The sequence below is a fragment of the Cohnella ginsengisoli genome (genome assembly GCF_029525555.1).
Classification (GTDB): Bacteria; Bacillota; Bacilli; order Paenibacillales; family Paenibacillaceae; genus Cohnella; species Cohnella ginsengisoli.
Window position 1 is genome coordinate 151,669 of record NZ_JAPDHZ010000004.1, and the last position, 23,001, is coordinate 174,669.

23 protein-coding genes and 2 pseudogenes are annotated in these 23,001 nt (G+C 59.7%); 22 read left to right on the forward strand and 3 right to left on the reverse strand.

Annotated elements, in window-relative coordinates; translation table 11 throughout:
• Positions 1-63: 63 nt before the first annotated feature.
• The 15 genes from OMP38_RS21700 to OMP38_RS21765 all read left to right on the forward strand — a co-directional run bounded on the left by OMP38_RS21700 (position 64) and on the right by OMP38_RS21765 (position 16,827).
• A complete protein-coding gene (locus tag OMP38_RS21700; protein ID WP_277566992.1) occupies positions 64-939 on the forward strand; it encodes a carbohydrate ABC transporter permease in 876 nt (291 codons plus the stop codon).
• 3 nt (positions 940-942) lie between these two features.
• Entirely contained in the window at positions 943-1,770 is an 828-nt protein-coding gene (locus OMP38_RS21705) for a carbohydrate ABC transporter permease (RefSeq protein ID WP_277566993.1), read from the forward strand.
• A gap of 107 nt (positions 1,771-1,877) precedes the next feature.
• Entirely contained in the window at positions 1,878-2,948 is a 1,071-nt protein-coding gene (locus OMP38_RS21710) for a LacI family DNA-binding transcriptional regulator (protein WP_277566994.1), read from the forward strand.
• A 338-nt stretch (positions 2,949-3,286) separates the two neighbouring features.
• Entirely contained in the window at positions 3,287-4,255 is a 969-nt protein-coding gene (locus tag OMP38_RS21715) for a glycoside hydrolase family 113 (protein WP_277566995.1), read from the forward strand.
• A 76-nt stretch (positions 4,256-4,331) separates the two neighbouring features.
• A complete protein-coding gene (locus tag OMP38_RS21720) occupies positions 4,332-5,552 on the forward strand; it encodes an AGE family epimerase/isomerase (protein ID WP_277566996.1) in 1,221 nt (406 codons plus the stop codon).
• A gap of 3 nt (positions 5,553-5,555) precedes the next feature.
• Positions 5,556-6,761: a glycoside hydrolase family 130 protein gene (locus OMP38_RS21725; RefSeq protein WP_277566997.1), complete on the forward strand. Its 1,206-nt coding sequence runs from the start codon at positions 5,556-5,558 to the stop codon at positions 6,759-6,761.
• A 243-nt stretch (positions 6,762-7,004) separates the two neighbouring features.
• Positions 7,005-8,345, forward strand: a complete 1,341-nt coding sequence (locus OMP38_RS21730) for an ABC transporter substrate-binding protein (RefSeq protein WP_277566998.1) — start codon at positions 7,005-7,007, stop codon at positions 8,343-8,345.
• A 511-nt stretch (positions 8,346-8,856) separates the two neighbouring features.
• Positions 8,857-10,248: a group II intron reverse transcriptase/maturase gene (gene ltrA, locus OMP38_RS21735; RefSeq protein WP_277564517.1), complete on the forward strand. Its 1,392-nt coding sequence runs from the start codon at positions 8,857-8,859 to the stop codon at positions 10,246-10,248.
• Between the two features lie 550 nt (positions 10,249-10,798).
• A complete protein-coding gene (locus OMP38_RS34935) occupies positions 10,799-11,632 on the forward strand; it encodes a stage II sporulation protein P (protein ID WP_338130604.1) in 834 nt (277 codons plus the stop codon).
• Positions 11,598-12,113: a stage II sporulation protein P gene (gene spoIIP, locus OMP38_RS34940; RefSeq protein ID WP_338130643.1), complete on the forward strand. Its 516-nt coding sequence runs from the start codon at positions 11,598-11,600 to the stop codon at positions 12,111-12,113. Before OMP38_RS34935 ends, spoIIP begins: the two co-directional genes overlap by 35 nt.
• A gap of 15 nt (positions 12,114-12,128) precedes the next feature.
• Positions 12,129-12,566, forward strand: coding sequence for a hypothetical protein (locus OMP38_RS21745; RefSeq protein ID WP_277566999.1), 438 nt, complete (start codon positions 12,129-12,131; stop codon positions 12,564-12,566).
• Between the two features lie 304 nt (positions 12,567-12,870).
• Positions 12,871-13,707 (forward strand): HD-GYP domain-containing protein, encoded by an 837-nt coding sequence (locus tag OMP38_RS21750; RefSeq protein ID WP_277567000.1) that lies wholly within the window; start codon positions 12,871-12,873, stop codon positions 13,705-13,707.
• A gap of 44 nt (positions 13,708-13,751) precedes the next feature.
• Complete coding sequence (locus OMP38_RS21755) at positions 13,752-14,450, forward strand: Crp/Fnr family transcriptional regulator (protein ID WP_277567001.1); 699 nt, start codon at positions 13,752-13,754, stop codon at positions 14,448-14,450.
• A gap of 312 nt (positions 14,451-14,762) precedes the next feature.
• Positions 14,763-16,667, forward strand: coding sequence for an endonuclease MutS2 (locus OMP38_RS21760; protein ID WP_277567002.1), 1,905 nt, complete (start codon positions 14,763-14,765; stop codon positions 16,665-16,667).
• 10 nt (positions 16,668-16,677) lie between these two features.
• Complete coding sequence (locus OMP38_RS21765) at positions 16,678-16,827, forward strand: hypothetical protein (protein WP_277567003.1); 150 nt, start codon at positions 16,678-16,680, stop codon at positions 16,825-16,827.
• A gap of 212 nt (positions 16,828-17,039) precedes the next feature.
• Here OMP38_RS21765 and OMP38_RS21770 read toward each other — a convergent pair whose 3' ends face one another.
• The 3 genes from OMP38_RS21770 to OMP38_RS21780 are packed head-to-tail and all read right to left on the reverse strand — an operon-like array spanning position 17,040 to position 18,792.
• A complete protein-coding gene (locus OMP38_RS21770) occupies positions 17,040-18,107 on the reverse strand; it encodes a DUF6786 family protein (protein ID WP_277567004.1) in 1,068 nt (355 codons plus the stop codon).
• A 12-nt stretch (positions 18,108-18,119) separates the two neighbouring features.
• Positions 18,120-18,497, reverse strand: coding sequence for an FCD domain-containing protein (locus tag OMP38_RS21775; protein WP_277567005.1), 378 nt, complete (start codon positions 18,495-18,497; stop codon positions 18,120-18,122).
• Positions 18,454-18,792, reverse strand: a complete 339-nt coding sequence (locus OMP38_RS21780) for a GntR family transcriptional regulator (RefSeq protein ID WP_277567006.1) — start codon at positions 18,790-18,792, stop codon at positions 18,454-18,456. Before OMP38_RS21780 ends, OMP38_RS21775 begins: the two co-directional genes overlap by 44 nt.
• A gap of 169 nt (positions 18,793-18,961) precedes the next feature.
• On the opposite strand from OMP38_RS21780, the gene OMP38_RS21785 reads away from it, so the two are divergent.
• The 7 genes and pseudogenes from OMP38_RS21785 (at position 18,962) to OMP38_RS21815 (ending at position 22,991) form a co-directional block, all read left to right on the forward strand.
• Entirely contained in the window at positions 18,962-19,669 is a 708-nt protein-coding gene (locus OMP38_RS21785; protein WP_277567007.1) for a PIG-L deacetylase family protein, read from the forward strand.
• A gap of 40 nt (positions 19,670-19,709) precedes the next feature.
• Positions 19,710-20,483 carry an SDR family NAD(P)-dependent oxidoreductase gene (locus OMP38_RS21790; RefSeq protein WP_277567008.1) on the forward strand — a complete coding sequence of 258 codons (774 nt, stop codon included), beginning with the start codon at positions 19,710-19,712 and terminating at the stop codon, positions 20,481-20,483.
• Positions 20,484-20,498: 15 nt separating this feature from the next.
• Positions 20,499-20,840, forward strand: a complete 342-nt coding sequence (locus OMP38_RS21795; protein ID WP_277567009.1) for a cupin domain-containing protein — start codon at positions 20,499-20,501, stop codon at positions 20,838-20,840.
• Positions 20,837-21,958, forward strand: coding sequence for a mandelate racemase/muconate lactonizing enzyme family protein (locus OMP38_RS21800; protein WP_277567010.1), 1,122 nt, complete (start codon positions 20,837-20,839; stop codon positions 21,956-21,958). Before OMP38_RS21795 ends, OMP38_RS21800 begins: the two co-directional genes overlap by 4 nt.
• A gap of 72 nt (positions 21,959-22,030) precedes the next feature.
• Positions 22,031-22,135 (forward strand): annotated as a pseudogene (locus tag OMP38_RS21805) (alcohol dehydrogenase); the annotation flags it as partial.
• A gap of 97 nt (positions 22,136-22,232) precedes the next feature.
• Positions 22,233-22,331, forward strand: a pseudogene (locus OMP38_RS21810) (hypothetical protein); the annotation flags it as partial.
• Positions 22,332-22,358: 27 nt separating this feature from the next.
• Complete coding sequence (locus tag OMP38_RS21815) at positions 22,359-22,991, forward strand: zinc-dependent alcohol dehydrogenase (RefSeq protein WP_277567615.1); 633 nt, start codon at positions 22,359-22,361, stop codon at positions 22,989-22,991.
• Positions 22,992-23,001: the final 10 nt, after the last annotated feature.

A 23,001-nucleotide genomic window follows, 5' to 3' on the forward strand; every position in this document is an offset into this window, starting at 1 on the left:
GGTATAATCATTGTAAGCGATTTCCATACGGTGACTTGACCGACGACGAAAGCAGGGGTGTCTATGTTTAACCTGAGTTACAAAACGCAGCGGATTCTCATTCTTTTCGGATTCCTCACGATTCCGGTCCTCTTGTCGTTGACCTTTTCGTACTATCCGGCGCTGTCGTTGCTTTACTACAGCTTCACGGACTGGAGCGGCCTCGGTTGGGAAATGAATTGGGTCGGATTCGACAACTATAAGGAGATTTTCTCCCGTCCGGAAATTTTCGGGGTCTTTAAGAACAATGCCTATTACTTCGTAGGCGGCCTGCTCCAGACGGCTGTCGCGCTTTACTTCGCGATCGTGCTGACTAGCAGGCTCAAGGGACGGAACATCTTCCGCTCGCTTCTGTTCGTCCCGTACGTGCTGCACAGCGTTGCCATCGTTATCATGTTCCGCAATGTGTACCATGTCGAATACGGTTCGCTGAATATTTTCCTCCAAGCGATCGGACTGGACTCTTGGCAGCACGCCTGGTTGAGCAAAGGCTTCGCTAACTACTCACTCGCCTTTATCTCGATCTGGAAATACTTCGGCCTGACGATGGTCATCTTCATCGGCGCGCTGCAATCCATCCCGGCCGACAACTACGAAGCCGCCAAGATCGACGGCGCCTCTGGTTGGCAGACGTTTCGCTTCATCACACTACCCGGCATTCGAAGCGTTCTTGAGCTGATGCTGATCCTGACTTTGACAGGCGCACTCGAAGCGTTCGATATTCCGTATGTAATGAAGTTGGGCGCGGACGACACGCATACCTTCGTCTCGAAGACGATCGATATGGCCTTTAAGTTCCAACAGGCCGGTCTGGCGTCGGCAATGGCTATCGTCCTGCTGCTGATCGTCATCGCCTTCATCATCCTGCAGCGGAAGCTGCTGTTCAGGGAGGAGAAATAAGCGATGGAGCGCCAAAATAAAGCATGGACCATATTCCGTTATGTCACGATCGCGATCGGACTGTTTATCGTGTTTTTCCCGATCTACTCCGTGCTGATTTCGGCGTTTAAAACCAAAGTCGAATATTACAATTCGGGTCTTGCGCTGCCGCATGACTGGTTTAACTTCGATAACTTCAGAAAAGTGTTCAAGGTCGGACGTCTCGGCCTGGGCTTTAAAAACATCTTCATTATTCTCGTCGTGTCGCTTGCAGGCAACGTGCTGATCGGTACGATGGTCGCCTACGCGCTCGGCCGCTTCGACTTTAAGATGAAGAAGCCGATCATGGGCATGTATCTCGTCGCCCAGGTCATTCCGATGATTACGACGCAGGTTGCGACGTTCCAGGTCATCAAGTTTCTAGGCGCCTACAACGAGATTTATGCGCCGATGCTGCTGTACCTTGGCGCGGACGTGCTGCAGATCGTCATCTACCTGCAGTTCGTCAATAACATTCCGAAGGATCTCGACGAGAGCGCCATGGTCGAAGGCGCGTCCCTGTTCAAGATTTACCGGTCGATCATCTTCCCGCTGCTCGCCCCGGCGACGGCAACGCTGATTATCATGAAGACGATCTCGATCTACAACGACTTTTACACGCCATATCTATACATGCCGGCACGAAAGCTCCAAGTCGTATCGACCGCAATCTATTCTTTTGTAGGTCCCAACGCTGCTGAAATTAATGTCATTTCGGCGGGTATCCTGATCATCTTTATCCCGACGCTCGTGATCTATCTGTTCCTGCAGCGTTTTATTTTCGCAGGCGTCACGAACGGCGCGGTCAAATAAGACGATTTCCGGCCATGACGCTAACGATCCGAATGTGTTATGATAACAATTAATCTTGTTATCAACGCATTCGGATTTTTTTTATGGCGGAAAGGGTCGTACGAGAGATGTCGAAGAAAGTAACGATGCAGCAAATCGCCGATCACGTCGGCGTCTCGAAGTTTGCCGTGTCCAAGGCGCTCGCCGGCAAATCCGGCGTAAGCGCGGAGACCCGGGAAAAAATCATCAGCTCGGCGACGCAGCTCGGATACTTTGCGGGCAAGCGAATCAAGAGCTCGGCGTCTCGCGCCTCGGCCGATCCGGCCGGCAGGACGCAGCGGGAGACGATCATCGTGCTCATCCCGAACGTCCGGGAGCAGAATCGCCATTCCTTCTACTGGGGACGCATCATCGACGGGATCACCACCGGACTCGAGCAGCATCGGCTCGGCATGATGATCGTCACGGAGCATATTACGGACAATTTCATCAAGCTGATCAATCCGGACGGCGTGCTCGGCATCGTCTGCGTCGGCCACATCTCCAACCAGCTGCTGCTCGAGATTCGCAATCTGTCGATCCCGTTCGTCATGGTGGACCACGAGGACCCGCTGATTCCGTCGGACGCGCTGTTCATGAACAATTACGAGTGCATGCGCCGCGTGACCAATTACTTGCTCGGCAACGGTCACCGCAAGCTCCAGTTCGTGGGCAACACCCGCTATTCGCGAAGCTTCTTCGACCGCTGGCTTGGCTACCGTTCCTTGCTCGAGGAGCAGGAGGTGCCGTTCGAGCAGGAGCCGGGACTTATCTCGCTCGAGGGGGAAAACCGGTCCGAACATACGGAAGCGCTCACGGAAATCGTAAGCGAAATGAAAGCGCGCGAGGCGCTGCCGACCGCGTTCGTCTGCGCGAACGATTCGCTCGCGCTGTGCGTCGTCACGGCGCTGATGAAGCATGGTATCCGCGTGCCCGAGGACGTCTCCGTCACCGGCTTCGACAACATCGACGACGCCGCGCTGTCGACGCCGACGCTCAGCACGGTCAACGTCAACAAGGAGGCGCTCGGCCAGCGGGCGGTGGAGACGCTGCTGTGGCGCATCAACCATCCGGACAGCCCGAAGGAGCGGATTCTGCTGTCGGGAGATTTCGTGTTCAGGCAGTCGACGGGACTGGCGAACGGGGAATCACAAGCGTAGAAAAGACTAATTGATTACAAGACGCTGCAGATGATACTGCGGCGTTTTTGTCGTTGTTGCGTTGACTTGTCAGTGGTTCGTGGACCAGATATCCGCCATTGCTGAAAATCGAGGATTTAAAGCGTGCGACCGGACAGTGGTTCCGTTCATTATTCGGCGCCTTCATCCGGTTCATTTTTGATCTGTGGACAAATAATGAAGGAGGTCAGTTCCCATTGACTTCTCTTCCCCAGGTGGTACAATCACCTTGAGAATATTGTTATCTAAAATGACTAACAAAATAGATAACAATATAACACCGCGCGTTTACAAAAGGTTCGCGCAAAGGAGCTGCAAGCATGAGCAAACAGGCTTGGAACGAGACGGTCAGCGGCATGACCTGGGGCTGGGTCGGCACGCGCGGCACGTGGACGGGAAGCGAAGCGGACTTCTCGATGGAGGAGATGGCGAAGCTCGGCGTGAACTGGGCGGCGATCGCGCTGTCCGCGCTGCAGGAGACGCCGCAGTCGACGGAGATCCCGTACTGGGACGAGCCGACGGTGACCGACGACGAAGTGCGCACGGCGATCCGCAAGGCGAAGTCGCTCGGCATGAAGGTGTGCCTCAAGCCGGTCGTCAACGTGAAAAACGGAACGTGGCGCGCGCATATCGGCTTTTTCGACGAGGAAGTTCCGGGAGAGCCGAGCTGGGCGCAGTGGTTCGCGAGCTACGGCAAGTTCATCGCCCACTACGCGGCGATCGCGGAGGAAGAGGGCTGCGAGATGCTGTGCATCGGCTGCGAGATGGTGCAGACCGACAAGCGCGAAGCCGAATGGCGCGCGCTCATCGCCGATATTCGTCCGATCTATTCCGGCCTGATCACCTATAACTGCGACAAGTATCAAGAGGGCCGGGTCAAATGGTGGGACGCGGTCGACATTATCTCTTCGAGCGGCTACTACCCGATTCACGAATGGGAGGCGCACCTCGACCGCATCGAGGGCGTGCTCGCCCAGTGGGACAAACCGTTCTTCTTCATGGAAGCCGGCTGCCCGAGCCGCGAAGGCTCGCCGCTGCGTCCGAACGACTGGTCGCTGCCCGGCGGTCCGTCGGAGGAGGAGCAGAAGCGTTACTATGAAGCGATGTTCGGCGCCTGCGCGAAGCGCGAGTGGATGCGCGGCTTCATGCTGTGGGACTGGCCGGCTAAGCTCTACGACGCGAAGGACGCGGCGGCCAACGACGATTATTGCATGTACGGCAAGTCGGCCGCCAAGACGGTCGGCGATTATTACAAGTCGGGTCAAAAGCCGGAAGGCTTGAACGCCTGAACGGTTGAACAATCGTAGACCGAACATGGAAAAATCCGAACGTCCGCTTACGGACCGGGAACAGGAGGAATCTAGCATGTCGCAGCAATTGACGGGCGCGCGGTGGCAGGACGAGCTGACCGTGGAGCTTAAGGACAATATCCTAGGGTATTGGCTGAACAACACGGTGGACGAAAAGTACTTCGGCTATATCGGAGAGATCGCGAGCAGCGGCGAAAAACTGCCGGAAGCGCACAAGGGTCTCGTGCTGCACGCCCGCATCATGTGGACGTTCGCTTCCGCCTACCGCCTTTACAAGGACGAAAAGTACCTCGCCGCATCGAAGCGCGCTTACGAGGCGTTGAAGACGCATTTCCGCGATCCGGAGCATGGCGGCCTGTACTGGCTGATCGACATTAAGGGAGCGGCGGTGTCCGATAAAAAGCAAGTTTACGGTCAGGCATTCGTGATCTACGCCTTGTCCGAATACGTTCGCGTAACCGGCGATCAAGAGGCGCTGGCTTGGGCGGAGGAGATCTACCGCCTGCTCGAAAAGCACGCCTACGATCCGGTTCATCTTGGCTACGTCGAAGCGCTGGCGCGCGACTGGACCGAGACGGACGAACTTAGTCTCTCCGGCAAGGATCTGAACGAGCGCAAGTCGATGAATACGCATTTGCACGTGCTCGAGGCTTATACGAACTTGTACCGCGTCTGGAAGCCGGAAGGCCTCAAGGCAAAGCTCAAGGAGCTCATCGAGGTTCACCTGGACAAGATTATCGACGCGAAGACCGACCACTTCCTGCTGTTTTTCGACGACGAGTGGCATTCCAAAGCCCCGCATGTCTCGTACGGGCACGATATCGAAGGCAGCTGGCTCCTGTGGGAAGCGGCCGAGGTGCTTGGCGACCAGTCGCTGCTGCCGCGCGTCAAGGAGGCGGCCGTCCGCATGGCGAAGGCGACGCTCGAGCAGGGCGTGGACGAAGACGGCGGCCTTTTCAACGAGTACGACGGGCACCACCTGGACGACAGCAAGGATTGGTGGCCGCAGGCCGAAGCGATGGTCGGCTTCCTGAACGCCTACCAGCTGTCGGGCGAAGCGAAGTATTTGGAAGCGTCCAAGCATAGCTGGTCGTTCATCTCGAACTTCGTGAGCGACCGCGAGGGCGGGGAATGGCACTGGCAGGTCACGCGCGCCGGCGAGCCTGTCGTGAGCGGGAACCAGCCGAAGGTCGGGCAATGGAAATGCCCTTATCACAACAGCCGGGCGTGCATCGAAGTGCTGGAAAGACTCGAACATTTGAAATCGGAGGCATAATCCATGAGCGATTTTCTGAATCAAATCAAGCAGCTGAACGAGCAATACGAAAAGCTGGTCGCGCAGCCGAACCCGAAGGTCGAACCGGGCAACGGCGTCTACTGGCGCCACGAGCACCCCGTCGTGACGAATGCGCACGCGCCGCTTTACTGGCGCTACGACCTGAACCCGGAGACGAATCCGTACCTGATGGAGCGGATCGGGGTTAACGCGGCGTTCAATGCGGGCGCGATCAAGCTGAACGGCAAATACTACCTGATGGTACGGGTAGAAGGCGTCGACCGCAAATCGTTTTTCGCCGTCGCGGAGAGCGACAAGCCGACCGAGGGCTTCCGCTTCTGGGATTATCCGGTGCTGCTTCCCGAGACCGAAGACCCGGACGTCAACGTCTACGACATGCGCCTGGTTCAGCATGAGGACGGCTGGATTTACGGCCTGTTCTGCAGCGAGCGCAAAGATCCGGACGCGCCGAAGGGCGACACGTCGAGCGCGAACGCCAAAGGCGGCATCGCCCGCACGAAGGACCTCGTCAACTGGGAGCGCCTCCCGGATCTGCAGACCCCTTCGCCGCAGCAGCGCAACGTCGTGCTGCACCCTGAATTCGTGGACGGCAAGTATGCCTTCTACACGCGTCCGCAAGACGGCTTCATCGACACGGGCGCGGGGGGCGGCATCGGCTGGGGACTCTCCGAGAGCATGAATCCGGCGATCGTCGACCATGAGTCGATCGTGGACGAGAAAGTGTACCACACCATCAAAGAAGTGAAGAACGGCCAGGGCGCCGCGCCGATCAAGACGGACAAAGGCTGGCTGCATGTCGCTCACGGCGTGCGCAATACGGCTGCCGGCTTGCGCTATGTCATCTACGCGTTCATGACCGCGCTGGACGATCCGAGCCGCGTCATTCATTCTCCTGCCGGACATCTGATCGCGCCGGAAGGCATCGAGCGCGTCGGCGACGTGTCCAACGTCGTTTTCACGAACGGCTTGATCGCCGAGGAGAGCGGCGAAGTGTATATCTATTACGCTTCCTCCGATACGCGTCTGCACGTGGCCTCGACGACGATCGAACGCCTGCTCGACTATGCCATGAACACGCCCGAGGACGGTCTTCGTTCCCGCGCGAGCGTCGAGACGCGCAACGAGCTGATCGCGCGGAACCTCGAGCTTCTGAATCGTCCCGAATACGCGTTTTTGAAGCGCGGCTAAAGTCCTGCAAGCATCATTAAATCGAATGGGTAAAAATCCCCTAATCGGCACATACTAATGGCCGGTTAGGGGATTTTAAGCTAAAAGTTTTTATTTGTTATCATAATTGATGACAATAAAAACAAAACGAATGCCTGTTTTTGCAAATCCATCGGCGTATAATTAGTGAATGTAAGCGATCCCAACACAGCGCTTACAAAGCTGGGTCATCAGCTAAAACCATCAATCTGGGGGTTACAACAAATGAAGAAAAGCACGCTTGCCATCTTGTCGTTGCTGACGGCTTCCGCCGTACTGTCCGCTTGCGGCAGCAACAACAACAATAACAACGCCTCTCCGTCCGCTTCGGCATCGTCTTCCGCTAGCGCTTCGGCATCCGCCACCGCGTCCGCATCCGCTTCTGGCGGCGAAGCGAATGCCGACCTGTCCGGCAAGATTCTCGTGCTGACTCACCGTACCGACTACATCAGCGACGGCACGTTCGACAAGTACGTTGCCAAGTTCAAAGAAAAATACCCGAAGGCCGAAGTCGAATTCGAAGGCCTCACCAACTACGCGACCGACATCAATACGCGCCTGACGACGGGCGAAGCGGGCGACGTAAACATGATTCCGACCGGCCTCGCGGCTAGCGAATATCCGAAGTACTACGAGCCGCTGCCGGACTCGATGTTCGACAACGTCTACTTTGCGGACTTCGACGCATTCGAAGGCAAGCGCTACGGCATCACGTCGGGCGTCAACACGCAAGGCATCGTATACAACAAGAAGGCATTCGAAAAAGCGGGCATTACTTCCACGCCGAAAACGCTCGACGAGCTGTACGCCGATGCGCAAAAGCTGAAGGACGCCGGCATCATCCCGCTTTACATGAACTTCGGCGCGCAATGGCCGATGGGCAGCTGGGGCGAGAACTCCTACACGACCGTAGCTGGCGATGCCAAGTGGACCGACAGCCTGGTCTCCACGGATACGCCGTTCACGGTTGACGGACCTTGGGGCAAGCTGATCACGATCGCGCGCAAGTTCGTCGAGAACAAGTGGGTCGAGTCGGACCTGTCCACGAACAACTGGGAAATGTCCAAGGGCGAAGTCGCATCCGGCAAAGCCGCCATGTACTTCCTCGGCAACTGGGTCATTCCGCAAGTCATCGGCGCCGGCGCAGCTTCCGAAGATATCGGTTTCTTCCCGTTCCCTTACGACAACAGCGGCAAGTACAACGCTCCGCTCGGCGGCGACTACTTCGTCGGCGTGAGCAAGGACAGCAAGAACAAGGAACTGGCTACCGCTTGGGTCGAGTTCTTCGTTAAAGAATCCGGCTATGACACCGACTCCGGCTTCATGCCGGTCGACAAGACCAAGACGCCTGCCGTACCGCAGCTGGCAGAGTTCAATGCTTCCAACCCGACGTACATCGAAGGCGTTGCCGTCGACCCTCGCTACAACGAGATCGCCAAGAAGGCCGAGATCGCGCTGGGCACCGGCTCCGTCGACCAAGACCTGATCGTGGCGAAGGATCTGAAGAAAGCGTTCGACGACATGAACGCCAAGTGGGCGAAGGCTCGCAAGGAACTCGGCTATTAAGCCGAAAACTACATCCAGAAACGCATAGCGACGGCGCAGGACGCCGTCAAGCCAAGCCTCCCGGCAGCAGCCGGGAGGCTTTTTCGTCGTACGCCCAGCATGGGCGTCATCTTTAGGGTGAAAGTCCCGAACGGGGGCTGGCGAGCGCCTACCGTAGCCAAGGGCAAGGGTGTCCGTCGCGAGGCGGAATCTGAAGGAAGCCGGAGGCAAATGCACGGGCCAAGGTATACGAACTGGATTCGAGGCAGGGTTAGCCGGATGAGTTGTCAACACACAACGAAATCCAAAGCCGCCAAGGGCTAACCCTGTAAACTCCAGTGGTCGCGGGCAGACAGATGGCGTTCTTATCTGGGGAGGCCTGCGGGATGAAAAAAAAAAAAAAAAAAGCGAAGTCATTTCGGTAACCGCAACCGGGAGGTTGCGCTGAACCCGCAGGAGTCAGCAGAGGCCATAGTACGCAGACTGTTGCAACAGCTGCGGAAGGGCCGAACCGAAAGGAGAGAGGAAACCGATGCGTTCGCGCGATGAGCAACGACAGCCGAATATCCCGCAAGGGAGCTTGCTGCAAAGAGAAGCGGTGAAGCCGCAAGGGTATGCAGGAGCGCCGAGTTCATCGCCGGCACAAGTCGCCCCTTCCTCTCGCAAAGCCAGTAACGACTTGCTGGAGCGGATGCTCGAGGGCGCAAACCTGAGGGACGCGTACAAGCGAGTGGTCCAAAACGGAGGAGCGCCCGGTGTGGACGGTGTAACGGTAGCGCAGCTACAAGCTTACCTGAAAACGCACTGGGAGTCGGTGAAGACCGAACTCCTCGCGGGAACCTACAGACCTGCGCCCGTCAGACGGGTGGAAATCCCCAAACCCGGAGGCGGCGTACGGCTGCTTGGCATCCCGACCGTGATGGACCGACTGCTACAGCAAGCGCTTCTGCAAGTGATGAATCCGATTTTCGATGCCGAATTCTCTCCAAGCAGCTACGGCTTTCGGCCAGGCAAGCGTGCGCACGATGCGGTGCGGCAGGCTCAATCCTACATCCAGAGCGGACTGCGCTGGGTCGTAGACATGGACCTGGAGAAGTTCTTTGACCGGGTGAACCACGACATGCTCATGGCCAGAGTGGCACGTAAGGTGACGGACCAACGCGTCCTGAAGCTGGTTCGCGCCTATCTGAATGCCGGCGTCATGGAGAACGGGGTTTGCCAGCGAACGGAGGAAGGGACGCCGCAAGGCGGACCGCTTAGTCCACTACTGGCAAACATCCTGTTGGACGACCTGGACAAGGAGTTAACGCGCAGAGGACTGCACTTCGTCCGCTATGCGGACGATTGCAACATCTTCGTAGCCAGCAAACGCGCCGGAGAACGCGTCATGGGGTCGGTGGTTCGCTTTGTAGAAGGAAAGCTAAGACTGAAAGTGAACCGGGAAAAGAGTGCGGTAGCCAGACCGCGGGAGCGAAAGTTTCTAGGATTTAGCTTCATGAACAACCGGCAAGCGACGATTCGATTGGCACCAAAGACGATTTCTCGGTTCAAGGACAAGGTCCGGGAACTGACGAACCGTACGAAGTCTATGCCAATGGAGGAACGGATAAACCGGCTAAACCGCTATACGATGGGGTGGCTGGGCTACTTCCGGATGGCTGCTGCGAAGAAACACCTCGAGCAATTCGATGGCTGGATTCGTAGACGGCTGCGCATGTGCCTGTGGAAGCAATGGAAGCGAGTGCGAACGCGCATCCGCGAACTAAGAGCGCTGAATGTACGGGAGTGGGCCTGTTATGTCATGGCCAACTCCCGGCGCGGCCCTTGGGAAATGTCCCGGAACATAAACAACGCCCTTCCGACCTCCTACTGGGAGGCAAAAGGGCTGAAAAGTCTGCTTACTCGTTACAAGGAGCCTTGTTAACCTTTTGGAACCGCCGTATGCGGACCCGCATGTACGGTGGTGTGAGAGGACGGAGGCTAGCCGCCTCCTCCTACTCGATTTGTCGGGACGCGGAGTTTGGGGCGCTGATACGAGATTACGAACCCGCGCCGACTTGCTTAAAGAAGTCTCAATCAGGAACAAACCGTACCCAGTCGCACTTAATCCGCCGCGAGAAGTCTTAGTTGAGAACACTCCGCCTCCATTCGCAGACTCCCGGCCAGCAAGAAGTCTCAACCAGGAGTAAACCGCACCTTGTAGCGATTATTTTTCCGCAAGAAGTCTTATCCAGCAACAATCCATGTCCTTGCTCAGGAAACCGCGCGTAGAAGGCTTAGCTGAAAATACCTCTAATTCGGACGCGATCCTACTCGCCGCACCTTTCTTTCCCTTGCGGCATTTTCTTGTTTCCAATTTTATGCCTACTCGCCGTTCTAGCATCTCTTAAACTCTCATAGACTTCACTATCGCTTTCGCAAGCCGGAAGAATAGACGGTCTAATAGACCCCGATAGGGGAGTGGGAGGTGCGGAATGTTCCGTGCGGCGCTATCGCAATATTTGCCGGTCTGGCGCATGCAATTTCGCAGGTTTTTGGCATCGGGACGCGCATTTTTGCTGCTCAGCTTTTGCTCGATGGTCATGTTCGTCCTCCTCGGTCTAGGCGGCATCTTGCAGATCAAGCTAGCCGCGTCGCCCGCGCAATCGATGAAGGGCTTCGCGGCTTCCGTATCCGATACTTTTTTCTCCTCCATGCTCGGGCTCGAGCTTCCGCAGATGGCCGAGAAGGGCGAAGGCGGCCATATGGACGGGGAGCGGATCGCGGCTTTTCTGCTCCGGTTCCTCACCGACGTCAACCCGGGAGACCCGAAAAGCCTGCTCGCCGCCGAAATGCCGGGCGCCGGCGGGGACGAGCCGATCTTGTTCCGGACGGGCTCGGGCGGCTCGGACAGCGCGCCGGAAGATTACAGCCCGCCGGCACCGGGCGAGACAGGCGAAGCGGGCAGAGCGGGGAAAGGCCCGGACGATCTCGGCACAGATCCGGGAACGCAGCCCGAAGACGGTTCGGACAAGCCGGACGCGGCTGCCACGCCCGAACCGGCGCAGAACGGGGAATCGCCTACGCCGACGCCGGACGGCGAGGATTCGCCTTCCGGTCAGACGAAGACGACGGATGGGCGCAAAGTCGTATTCATCTATCATTCTCACAACCGCGAATCCTATTATCCCGAGCTGCCGTCAGGCACGAAGGACCCGAACTCCGGCAAGGTCAACGTCACCCTGGTCGGCAAACGACTCGCGGACCAGCTCGAGAAGCGGGGGGATCGGCGCGCTGCACTCTTCCAAAGATTACGCAGGAACGGTTAAAGACTACGATTGGAACCAATCCTACAAGTATTCCAAGCAGACCGTCGCGCAGGCGATGGCAGGCGACAAAGACCTGACCTTTTTCTTCGACATTCATAGAGACTCGCTCCGGCGCAAGGAATCGACCGTCACGATCGGCGGCAAAGATTATGCGCAAGTGTTCTTCATCATTGGCCAGCGCAATCCGGACTGGAAGCAAAACGAAAGCTTCGCCAACGAGATTCACGAAAAGCTGGAGGCATCCTATCCCGGCTTGTCGCGCGGCATCTGGGGCAAGACGGCGGCGACGGGAAACGGCGAATACAATCAATCGCTGGCGCCGGACAGCGTGCTTATCGAGATCGGCGGCGTCGACAATACGCTCGAGGAGTGCTACCGCACGGCCGACGCGCTCGCCAAGACGATCTCGGATCTTTACTGGCAGAGCCAAAATGCCGAAGCGGCGGGAGCCGGCGCGAAAAAAGCCGCGACGGCCCAATAGAGGAGGAAGCGGATCATGGGACGATCGATGGGAAAGCTTGCGCTTCTCGCGGCGCTGATCGCATTGGCCGTACTGTTCGGCATGGAAATGGCGGACGACGGCATCCGAACCGTATACGGCCCGGTCGGCAGCGACGGCGCGACGGTCGCTAGCGGCGGGAACGCGGCGGACAGCCGGGCGGAACAGCGCAGCCGCTACTATGCGGAAGAGCCGCAAGGCATCGCCTATGAGGGTGAGACAGACGATAAGGATGCGTCCGCGGCGGGCAGCGCCGCGAGGCGGCAGACTTCGGATTCGGCGCGCAGCGGGCAGGCTGGCGGGGGAGGGGCAGGATCCGTATGCGATCCCGAGACCGGATGGGGAGCCGCTCGTAGACAGTCTGGCGGACAAGACGGCGTCCACGCTCCAGCGGTTGTCGCAGAGCGGCGTCAAAGCCGTCGTTTCGCTTTTTGACAAGCTTTCCGGTTCTTAAGGACTATATTAGTTCAATTTAATCCTGAGACTTTTTGCCTTTTTTGTGTGATCTGAGTTACAGAACCGCTCCTGGTATCGATAGTAATATCGAATCACGATAGAGAGACAATCATGGATCGGGAGTGAGCGACTGTGCGGTTAGTTCGTGCAGACCAGCTGGCGGAAGGCGACAAGCTGGGAAGAAGCGTATATACGTCCGACGGACGTCTGATATTGAGGCAGGGCGTCGTATTGGACCGGCGCTTGATCGAAGGATTGAAGAGACGCAACCTCCGTTACCTGAATGATCGAGACGACGGAAGCATTCGGCTCCGACCCTAAGGCGCTGAAGGAAAATCTGCGGGAACAGATGAAGGATCTGCTGGGTCTCGTCATGGATACCGTCCTGCGCGGCGGCGCCGTACCCGTCGAGCCGGTGCTCGAATGGGCGGAGCATATGTCCCGGATCGTCATGGAAGAGCGCGACCTGCTCTATCACTACGAGGACCTGCTGCGCGGAGATGCGAACCTGATCGCGCACAGCGTCAACGTGTGCTTCCTGGCGATGCTGACGGCCAAAGTGCTTGGATACAATAGGCAGCGGATCCAACATGTCGCCGTAGGCAGCCTGCTGCACGATATCGGCTTGTTCAGGCCGCACGACGGCACGATGGTCATCAACCATCCGCAGGTCGGGTACGAATTGCTTCGGCAGTCTCCGGGCGTATCGCAGCCTGCGCTAAGAATCGTCATGCAGCATCACGAACAGCTGGACGGCAGGGGCTTCCCGCATGGGACGAGGGGCGCGGAGCTGTCTGAGGAGGCGCAGATCTGCGGGCTGTGCAGCGAATTCGACTATTTTATGAACGATCGGCTCGCGGACAAGCTTCCTTGTGGAGGAATTGAGTACGTCATGTCGAAAATAGATACTTCATACAGCTATGCCGTCGTCCGCGGCTTCCTGAAGGCATTCGTCCCGTATCCGGTCGGAACCGAGCTCAGGCTGACCGGCGGGCTTCATGCGACGGTCGTCGAACTGAACAAAGGACATCTGGCCAGGCCGATCGTCCGTCTGAATCAGTTCGGTACGAAGTTCAACCTGATGGAGCATCCAAGCTTTATGGTGGAGGCTGTCGTCTAGAGAGGACGCTCGGCGCAGCTGCACACACGCGCAAGGGGGCTATTATGCCGATCACCGCCACCAAGCTGAGGGCGATTCCGTTTTTCAAGGGCATCGATCCCGCATTGTTCGACCGCGTCCTCCCGTACGTTCAGGAGAAAGTGTACCGCAAGGGCGCGATTATTTTCCTCGAGGGCAGCGAAGGCGACGAGATTTACTTCATTCTCTCCGGCTCGGTCAGCATTCACACGATCAACAAGTCCAAAAAAGTCGTGCTCGCTTTTTTCCACGAAGGGGACTACTTCGGCGAGATGGCGCTCATCAAGCCCGGTCTCGTACGTTCGGCTACGGCGGAGACCGCCTCGCAGACCCGGCTGCTCTCGCTGCGGCGCTCGCATTTCCAGCTTCTTTTCGAAAACGACCGCAACCTGCTGCACTACCTCGTCGAAGATACGATGAACCGGCTTCGCAAGGCGAACCAGCAGATCTACGATCTGACCTTTCTCAGCGTCCGTTCGAGGATCATCAAAAGATTGGCCTCTTGGTGCGAGGAGTACGGAGGCGGTTCGGATCCGTCGGCGCCCGTCCGCATCCCGATCAAGCTCACGCATCAGCAGCTCGCCGACATGGTCGGCGCCGTGCGGGAGACGGTGTCCAAGGTGCTGCAGGACATGCAGGACGAGGACCTGATCCAGATCCAGCAGAAGATGATCCAGGTGAACGACCGGACGAAGCTGGAAAAACTGCTTGATCACGAGATATAGTTTGTGATAAGTTAAAGGCAACTTTGTTTATCTAAAAGGGGAACACCTTGATGTCTGCGATGGTTCTGAACTGATCAATTGGATAGCCCGTTAGAACAAGCGCCCGCAAGGGATCGATGATGTCGGTCTTTTGTTTCGTTGCGCGCGTTCTGCGGCTTCGATTGCCAGGGAGGAACTGTCCGACATTCCGTCCGTCGCTGCGGCGAGGAGCGGGAATGCGAACCGTGCCCATCAGGCACGGTTTTTTTGCGCATTTTTCGCCGTGTTCGAATGTTCATCCAATCCCTTCAAACAAAGGAGCACCCCCCTATCATGAGACCAACTTCCCTCGATAAATTAGAATACGCCCGCGCCATAGAGGCCGTCGTATCCCGTACCTCCACTTATTTTGGCCGCCGGCTCGCGGAGCGATTGGCCCCATTGACCGACGCCCGCGTCATCGCCGCGCGCCTCACGGAGACCGAAGAGACGCGCGCGATGATCGACAAAGGCATGCATGTCCCGCTGCCGTCCATGGACGGCATGGAGGAGCTGTTCGGATTGCTCGGCACGGGCTACGTCCCGGACGAGCGGCAGTTCGGCCAGCTGGCCCAATTCGTCCGCAGCTGCGGCCAACTGCGCCGATTCATGGCGTCCAAAGCCGCGCTCGCCCCGACGGTCGCCGCCTATGCGTCGTCCATGCACGAGCTGGACGGACTGCTCGACGAGATCGAAGGCTCCATCGACCGCGGACGCATCCTGGACGGCGCGAGCCAGGAGCTTGGACGCATCCGGCGCAAGCTCCGGCAGGCGGAGGAAAAGCTGCAGAAGCGGCTCGACGGGTTGTTGTCGAAGCACGCCGAGCACCTGCAGGACCGAATCGTGAGCACGCGCGGCGGGCGTTACGTACTGTCGGTTAAAAAGGAGCATCGGCGCAAGGTGTCCGGCACGGTGCTCGACGAGTCCGCGAGCGGGCAGACGGTGTTCGTGGAGCCGTCGGAGACGGCGGGCCTGCAGATGGAGCTGTCCGCGCTCCGCGCCGAAGAGCAACGCGAGGAGCTGCAGGTGCTCGCGCGTCTCACAGGCGAAGCCGAGTTGGCGATGCCGCAGCTTTCCGTGAACGCGGAGTCGGTGGGGCACTACGACTTCCTGCTGGCGAAGGCGAAGTGGGCGCTCGCGATCGGCGCGCTGCCGCCGTCGCTAACGGACGACGGCACGTTCGAGCTGCGCGGCGCCAGGCATCCTTTTCTAAGCGCCAAGCCGGTGCCGCTCGACATCGTCATGGACGGCAGTTACCGGTCGCTGCTCATCACCGGGCCGAATACGGGCGGCAAGACCGTCGCGCTCAAGACCGTCGGCCTGCTCACCTTGATGGCCCAGACCGGCCTGCTGATCCCGGCCGCCGCGGGCAGCCGCGTCGGCGTGTTCCGCGCGATCGAGGCGGATATCGGCGACGGACAGAGCCTGGACCGTTCGCTCAGCACCTTTTCCTCGCATATCCGCAACGTTACCGACATTTTGGCCGTCTCGGACGACGCGACGCTCGTGCTGCTCGACGAGCTGGCGACGGGGACCGATCCCGGCGAAGGCGTCGGCCTGTCGATCGCCGTGCTCGAGGAGCTGCACCGGCGCGGGGCCGCGGTGCTGGCGACGACGCACTTCAACGAGATCAAGGAATACGCGCGGGTCGCGCCAGGATTCCGCAACGCGCGCATGGCGTTCGACGAAGAGACGCTGCAGCCGCTTTACCGGTTGGACATGGGCGAAGCGGGCGACAGTTACGCGTTCGTCATCGCGCGCAAGTTCGGCATCGGCGAGGACATCATCGCCCGGGCCAAGGAGATCGCCCGGGGGCTAAAGGGCGGAGGCGGACAGCGCGGCCGGCAGGACGGCGACGCGCTGCGGGAGGGCGTGCAGGGGTTACTGCCGCCGGCAGCGATCGTCGCAGAGGTCGCGCAGGCGGGCGCGCGACCCGAGGCACGTAAGGAACGAGGGGCCGATGCAGGGGATACTGTGGGTGAACCCATGAAGACCTCGGGCGAACTCAAGGAGACCTCGGGCGAACCCAAGAAGATTTCGGGCGACCCCCCCGAGACCGCGGCCGCACAGCCGCCGGAGCTCGGCATCGGCGACGTCGTCTGGATCCCGTCGATCGGCCAGCGGGGCGTCGTCTACCGGGTCGCCGACGAGCGGGGGGAACCTCATCGTTCAGGTCCGCGGCGTCAAACAGCTCATTAACCGCAAGCGGGTGCAGCTTCAAATCGAGAGCAAGCATCTGTACCCGGACGATTACGATATGAATATCGTCTTCGACTCGGTCGAGAACCGCAAAAAACGCAGCCTGATGGCCAAGCGGCACGTAGAAGGGCTGAAGATCGAGCGGGAGGAGCTGGAATAAAATAAAGGCAGCCGCCTCCGGGAGAGCGGCTGCGCATATCTGGCATGAATTCGTAAACCGCATCTCTAAGGGATGCGGTTTTTTTATGAATCGCAATGGGCCAGCGCCTTTCCATGGGATGGCGCTAGCCCGGCCGCGCGGCACAAACGGTTGTGGCATCGTCGAAAGGTCGTTAGGGTGCGGTCGTTCGCGCGGCGTTGGCTACTGAATAACTATAGCCCAGCCGTCAATGCGTCATCCATCCCAAGCAATAGCGCGGCAATTTCCGTGATCTTCTCCGTCGGTCCCGTAAAATGGAACACTTGCGACTCATCCGTCGCACGGCTGGGCTTGTCGATCGGCAGGGCGGGCGACTGATATTCGAGCTCGGCGAATCCGCCGAGATGGCCGCCGTCATTGTAAATCTGCATGCAAGACCCTAGATAATCGGGCCGGTCCGGCGGATAGTCGGGATAGACGCCGGCGGGGTAGACGTTGAATTGCCGGACAACGAGGCTGCTCTCGGAGGCGCCCAGCCGGCGGAAATAGCCGTAGCGGCCGGTCGAGGCGACGGCATCGAACGACAGCTTGTAGCTGTAGCTGCCCCCGCATGGAATGCGGACGCCGCCGGCCGTCACCTCGATGTCCGTCGGCTCCCGCTGGGCGAACATCGTAAGCGGCGGCACGCGTCCGCGCGTCGGCACCAGCGCGATGCCGCCGGCCGGCACCTGCATGATGCTCCATAGGCTGCAGTAGCCCGACGGAGCGGCGGCCGATCCGTCGTCGGGCGCCACTCCGTCAGGCTCCAATTCAAGCGCCGTGCGAACCTCATAACCGACGTAGCGGACGCCCGTCCGGTCGCGCGCGGCCGAAGATTTATTCATGAGGAGCGGATTCGGCAGCGTCGCGAACCTTTTTTCCAGGTTCAATCGGAGCTGTGCGGCCGACGCGCGATGGCGCAGTTCGCAGCTCATCCGCAATGAGGCTTCTCTCCCGGTGGACGAGTCGAGCGTCCAGCGCCCGGGATCGAGCTGCGGCGGAATCCCGTAGTTGCCGGAGCCGTCCGTGAAGTACTCGATCTCGGGGCTGACCCATGTACGGTCCCCGCCCGTATTCCATCCGCCGGCATCCAGCGCCGCCGGGTTCGTCCAGAAAGAAGCGCCCGCTTGACCTCCCGGAACGGTCATATCGTGCAGCCGTCCGCCCCGCACGAGCACGAGCAGCGTTCCGCCGTCTTCACCGATCAGTTTAACGTAGGGCTCTCCCATTTTCTTCAGATGCGCTTCCGGTGTCTCGGACATCCGTATCTCTCCTCAATCCATCGTCTCGTCGAAGCAGAGCAGGCAGTCTTCGTCCCGGATATGCCGGGTCCACAGTTCCACGATCCGTTCGTCGCTCTCGTTCCGCAGCGCCGACAGCAGCGCGGCATGCTCCGCCGGCACGCGTCCGAGGTCGCCGAACGCGCCGGTATTTTTAATGAAGTGCAGGCGCAGCCGGTTCACGATGCCGAGCCAGATCTGCTGCGTGTGGGACGACTCGTCAAGCGACAGTACCTGCTCGTGAAAGCGAATATCGGCCTCCACTAACGCGAACAAGTCGTTCTCGGAAGCGGCGCGCTTCATTTCCTCCACGATCTCCTCAAGCGCATCAAAAAACGGTTCGTCCCGTTTGCCCCGGCTTTGCTCCAGCACGAACAACTCCAGCTGCAGCCGTACCGGGATCAGCAGCCCGACGACCTCTTCCTTGCGTACGTCGGCGACCGCCGTCTCCCGATAGGGGGGAGCTCACGACAAGGCCGAGCGCCTCGAGATCCCGCAGCGCCTCGCGAAGCGGACCGCGGCTGACGTTCATCTGCTTGGAGATGTCGAGCTCCCGCAGCTTGTCGCCCGGCTTCAGATGGCCGCGCACGATTGCGTCTCGGATGTCCGCGAATACGCGCTGGCGCAGCGACAGGTTTTCCTGGCTTTTAAATTGATAAGGCTTCATATCTAAAACTCCCAGCTTGATTAAGTTCGAACGCGTTCGGCAAGCGAATGCCCCCAGTATAGATCACTATCGGTTACAATTCAACGGTCGTTTGAAGATAATCGATTGTTGACAATCTACCAAAACCGCATTTATGATGGGCTGAGAAGCCTAACGAGGAGGTATGGAAATGAACGTATTGGCCATTTGCGCGCATCCGGACGACGCCGAGATTTTATGCGGCGGTACGCTGGCGAAGTACGCGGCGCGCGGGGACAAGATCACGATCGCGATCTCGACCAACGGCGAAGTCGGTTCGCCGACGCTGTCCAAGCCGGAGATCTCCGAAATTCGCCGGCAGGAGGCGAAGGCCGCCGCGGATCTGATCGGCGCGGACCTGATCTGGATGGGATACCCGGACGAGTTCCTGTTCGATACCGAAAAGACGCGTCTCGACTTTATCGAAGCGATGCGTGCGAGCGGAGCCGAGGTCGTGCTGACGCACTGGCCGGACGACCTGTACAATCCGGACCATACGCTGACCGGCCAGATTGCCAACGACGTCGCCATCATGACGACCGTGCCGAATATCGTGACCGCAAGTCCCGTGCTGAAGAAAATCCCGATCGTCTATTTTGTAGACAGCATGGCCGGCATCGGCTTCCAGCCCGACGAATACGTGGATATTACGGACCATATCGATACGAAAAAACGGATGCTGGCCGCGCACGAGAGCCAGGTCGGCGATTGGCTGCAGGACCAGTACGGCTCCAACGCGATGGAGATGGTCGAGGTGACCTCGCGCTTCCGCGGCATTCAGTGCGGGGTCCGCTACGCGGAAGGATTTATCCGGGCCAAGGCGTATCCGCGCAACATCGTCGGCACGCTGCTGCCGTGATCTTGGCGCGAGAGCGGGGACGGCGAAAGGAGAGGCGAAAATGAGTCGATTCGAAGGAAAGACGGCGATCGTCACCGGAGGCGCCACCGGCATCGGACTCGCGACGGCCAAGCTGTTGGCATCCGAAGGGGCCAACGTCGTCATCGCAGGCCGTGACGAGAGGCGCGGGACGGCAGCCCTGGCGGAGCTCGCGGCAATCGGCGGGAAGCCGCTGTTCGTCCGGACCGACATCAGCGACGAGGACGCCGTACGGCACTTGATCGGACGTACGATGGCGCATAGGGGACGCATCGACGTATTGATCAACAACGCGGCGATGTTCTATGAGAGCGATTTCCTGCAAGAGACGACGGACAGGTGGCGCGCGGTATTCGACACGATCGTGAACGGCGCCTACTGGTGCACGCGCGAAGCCGCGGTCGCGATGAAGGAGCAAGGCGGCGGCGTCATCGTCAACGTCTCTTCGATCAACGGGATCCGCGCCTTGAACCGGTCCAGCCATTATAATTCGGCCAAGGGCGCGCTCGATCAGCTGACGCGATGCACGGCAGCGGAGCTGTCGCCGCATGGCATCCGGGTGAACGGCGTGGCGCCGGGCTTTATCGATACGGGCTTGTCCGTCGTTGGCGGGGAGAACGAATTGGAGACCGAGTGGTTCAAGCGATATTACGTAGGGGAGCGCAAGATTCCGCTGGCACGTCCCGGCCAATCCGAGGAAGTGGCGGCGGTCATCGCCTTCCTTGCCTCGGAGGCGGCCTCGTACGTGCAGGGCGCGATCGTGCCCGTGGACGGAGGATTATCGATTACGTTTTAGAAAGGTAGGGTCACGATGCCGATTGACGAGTGGCAGCAGATTAATCCGCTCATTCGCCGCAAAATATTTCCTCCTGGAGAGCGGCTGATGAGCATGGCGATCGATTTTAAAAAGGGCGGGATCGGCCCGGCGCACGCGCATCCTCACGAGCAACTGGGTTATGTCGTGTCCGGGAAAATCCGGATGCTGCTGGACGGCGTCGAGATCGTCGTCGCGGCGGGGGGAGCAGGTCGTCGTTCCGGGCGGCGTCTCTCATTCGGTCGAAGCGCTGGAAGATTCGCTGGTGCTGGAAGCGTTCACGCCGTTGCGCGAGGATCTGCTGGGAAGCTAACGATAGACGAGGAGCTGGTCATATGAAAATTACCGAAGTCGAAGCGATTTACTTGAGCATACCCGATCTGGACGCCGAGCAGTGCGACGGTACGCAGGATACGCTCGTCATCCGCATCCATACGGACGAGGGCATCGTCGGCGTCGGCGAGGTCGACTCGTCGCCGCTGGTCGCCAAGGCCGTCGTGGAGGCGCCTGCCTCGCATTCGATCGCGACGGGCCTGCGCACCCTGCTGATCGGCGAGAATCCGATTGAGATCGAGCGGCTGTGGGACAAGATGTACCGCGGCACGATCTACTTCGGCCGCACCGGTCCCGCGCTGCACGCGATCAGCGGCGTGGATATCGCGCTGTGGGACATTTTGGGCAAGACGATGAACCGCCCGGTCTGCGAGATGATGGGCGGCGTGTTCAACCGCAAGCTCAAAGCGTATGCGAGCGCCCTGATGCCCGAGACGATCGCCGAAGCCGCGGCCATGGCCGAACAGTATGCCAAGCTTGGTTATAAGGCGATGAAGTTTGGCTGGGGACCGATCGGCCGGGACGCCAAGTTCGACGAAGCGCAGATCAAGGCGATCCGCGAAGCCGTCGGGGACGACGTCGACGTCATGATCGACGCGGGGCTCGCTTGGGATCTGAAGGGCGCGCTGCGCATGGCGGAGGTGTACGAGCGATACGGCGTCTACTGGCTGGAGGAGCCCGTGCACTCGAACGATATCGCCGGCTACCGCGCGCTGGCGGACCGCAGCCGCATCTCGATCGCGGGCGGGGAGCAAGAGAGCGGACGGATGGCTTTCCAGCGGCTGCTGGACGAGGGTCATCTCGATATCATTCAGCCGGATCTCGCCCGCGTCGGCGGCCTGACCGAAGGCAAGCGCATCGCTTACCTGGCTTACGACCGGCACAAGAAGGTCGTGCCCCATGCCTTCAAGACGGGCATCCTCGTCGCGGCCAGCACGCACTTCGCGGCAGCCATTCCGAACGGCTTCATGATCGAATACACCGTATCCAACTCCCCGCTGGCGCGCGATCTCGTAAGCCGCGAGATCGAGTTCAAGGACGGCTACGTCACCGTGCCGACGGATCGGCCGGGACTCGGCATCGAGATCGACGAGAAGGTGCTGAACCGTTACAGAGTCCGATAGAAGGAGAATAGGAGAATGTCCATGACGCAGACGATGCGGGCGCTGGTCTACGAAGGACCGCGGCTGATGAACATGAGGACGCTCCCGGTGCCGGAGCCGGCGGCGGGAGAAGTGCTGGTCAAGATCGAGCGAGTCGGCATTTGCGGCTCCGAGCTGAGCGGCTACCTGGGGCATAACTCGCTCCGCAAGCCTCCGCTCGTGATGGGGCACGAATTCGCGGGCACGGTCGCGGGGACGGGGGGAGGGCGCGTCGCGCTTCAAGACCGGCGACAGGGTGGCGGTCAATCCGCTGCAGACTTGCGGCCGGTGCAGCGATTGCCTGAGCGGCGAAGCACAGCTTTGCCCGGATCGGAAGCTGCTCGGCGCGCATCTGCCCGGCGCGTTCGCGGAATACGCCGTCGTGGCCGAGTCCAACGTGTACGCCATGCCGGACGAGTTGTCCTTTGACCTCGCGGCAATGGCCGAACCGCTGGCGTGCGCCGTCCATCTGTGCCGGCTGATCGCGCTGCGGCCGGATGACCGGCTGCTCGTGATGGGCGCCGGACCGATCGGCTTGTTCGCGGTCGCGGCGGCGCGGCTGCTCGGCGTGCGCGAGATCGTCGTCGCCGATCTGAACGCCGACCGGCTGCGGATCGCAGCCGAGCTCGGCGCCGTTCCCGCCATTGGCGATGCCGAGATCGAGCGGCTGAAGCCGGCCGAGGGCTTCGAGGCGGCGGTTGACGCAGTCGGCCTTCAGGCGACGCGGCTGCGCTGCATCGCTTCGGTGCGCAGAGGCGCGCGGATCGGCCTTACCGGGTTGCACGAGGCCGACAGCACGCTGCCCGTCAATACGATCATCCGCGAGGAGCTGAAGCTGCTGGGCGCTTTTGCCTACGATCCGCAGGACTTCGAGCAGGCGCTGCGTTGGATCGCCGAGGGCAAGGTCGATCTGCTGCCTTGGACGATAAACCGGCCGCTCGAGCAAGGCGGCGAATGCTTCGAGACCCTGATCGGCGGTCCCGGCTCGATAGCGAAGATTTTGCTGCAGCCTTAATTTAAAGAAA

Coding starts and splice junctions, on each gene's coding strand:
- OMP38_RS21700 (WP_277566992.1), top strand. CDS start 64: ATGTTTAACCTGAGTTACAAAACGCAGCGGATTCTCATTCTTTTCGGA.
- OMP38_RS21705 (WP_277566993.1), top strand. CDS start 943: ATGGAGCGCCAAAATAAAGCATGGACCATATTCCGTTATGTCACGATC.
- OMP38_RS21710 (WP_277566994.1), top strand. CDS start 1,878: ATGTCGAAGAAAGTAACGATGCAGCAAATCGCCGATCACGTCGGCGTC.
- OMP38_RS21715 (WP_277566995.1), top strand. CDS start 3,287: ATGAGCAAACAGGCTTGGAACGAGACGGTCAGCGGCATGACCTGGGGC.
- OMP38_RS21720 (WP_277566996.1), top strand. CDS start 4,332: ATGTCGCAGCAATTGACGGGCGCGCGGTGGCAGGACGAGCTGACCGTG.
- OMP38_RS21725 (WP_277566997.1), top strand. CDS start 5,556: ATGAGCGATTTTCTGAATCAAATCAAGCAGCTGAACGAGCAATACGAA.
- OMP38_RS21730 (WP_277566998.1), top strand. CDS start 7,005: ATGAAGAAAAGCACGCTTGCCATCTTGTCGTTGCTGACGGCTTCCGCC.
- ltrA (WP_277564517.1), top strand. CDS start 8,857: ATGCGTTCGCGCGATGAGCAACGACAGCCGAATATCCCGCAAGGGAGC.
- OMP38_RS34935 (WP_338130604.1), top strand. CDS start 10,799: ATGTTCCGTGCGGCGCTATCGCAATATTTGCCGGTCTGGCGCATGCAA.
- OMP38_RS21745 (WP_277566999.1), top strand. CDS start 12,129: ATGGGACGATCGATGGGAAAGCTTGCGCTTCTCGCGGCGCTGATCGCA.
- OMP38_RS21750 (WP_277567000.1), top strand. CDS start 12,871: ATGATCGAGACGACGGAAGCATTCGGCTCCGACCCTAAGGCGCTGAAG.
- OMP38_RS21755 (WP_277567001.1), top strand. CDS start 13,752: ATGCCGATCACCGCCACCAAGCTGAGGGCGATTCCGTTTTTCAAGGGC.
- OMP38_RS21760 (WP_277567002.1), top strand. CDS start 14,763: ATGAGACCAACTTCCCTCGATAAATTAGAATACGCCCGCGCCATAGAG.
- OMP38_RS21770 (WP_277567004.1), bottom strand. CDS start 18,107: ATGTCCGAGACACCGGAAGCGCATCTGAAGAAAATGGGAGAGCCCTAC.
- OMP38_RS21780 (WP_277567006.1), bottom strand. CDS start 18,792: ATGAAGCCTTATCAATTTAAAAGCCAGGAAAACCTGTCGCTGCGCCAG.
- OMP38_RS21785 (WP_277567007.1), top strand. CDS start 18,962: ATGAACGTATTGGCCATTTGCGCGCATCCGGACGACGCCGAGATTTTA.
- OMP38_RS21790 (WP_277567008.1), top strand. CDS start 19,710: ATGAGTCGATTCGAAGGAAAGACGGCGATCGTCACCGGAGGCGCCACC.
- OMP38_RS21795 (WP_277567009.1), top strand. CDS start 20,499: ATGCCGATTGACGAGTGGCAGCAGATTAATCCGCTCATTCGCCGCAAA.
- OMP38_RS21800 (WP_277567010.1), top strand. CDS start 20,837: ATGAAAATTACCGAAGTCGAAGCGATTTACTTGAGCATACCCGATCTG.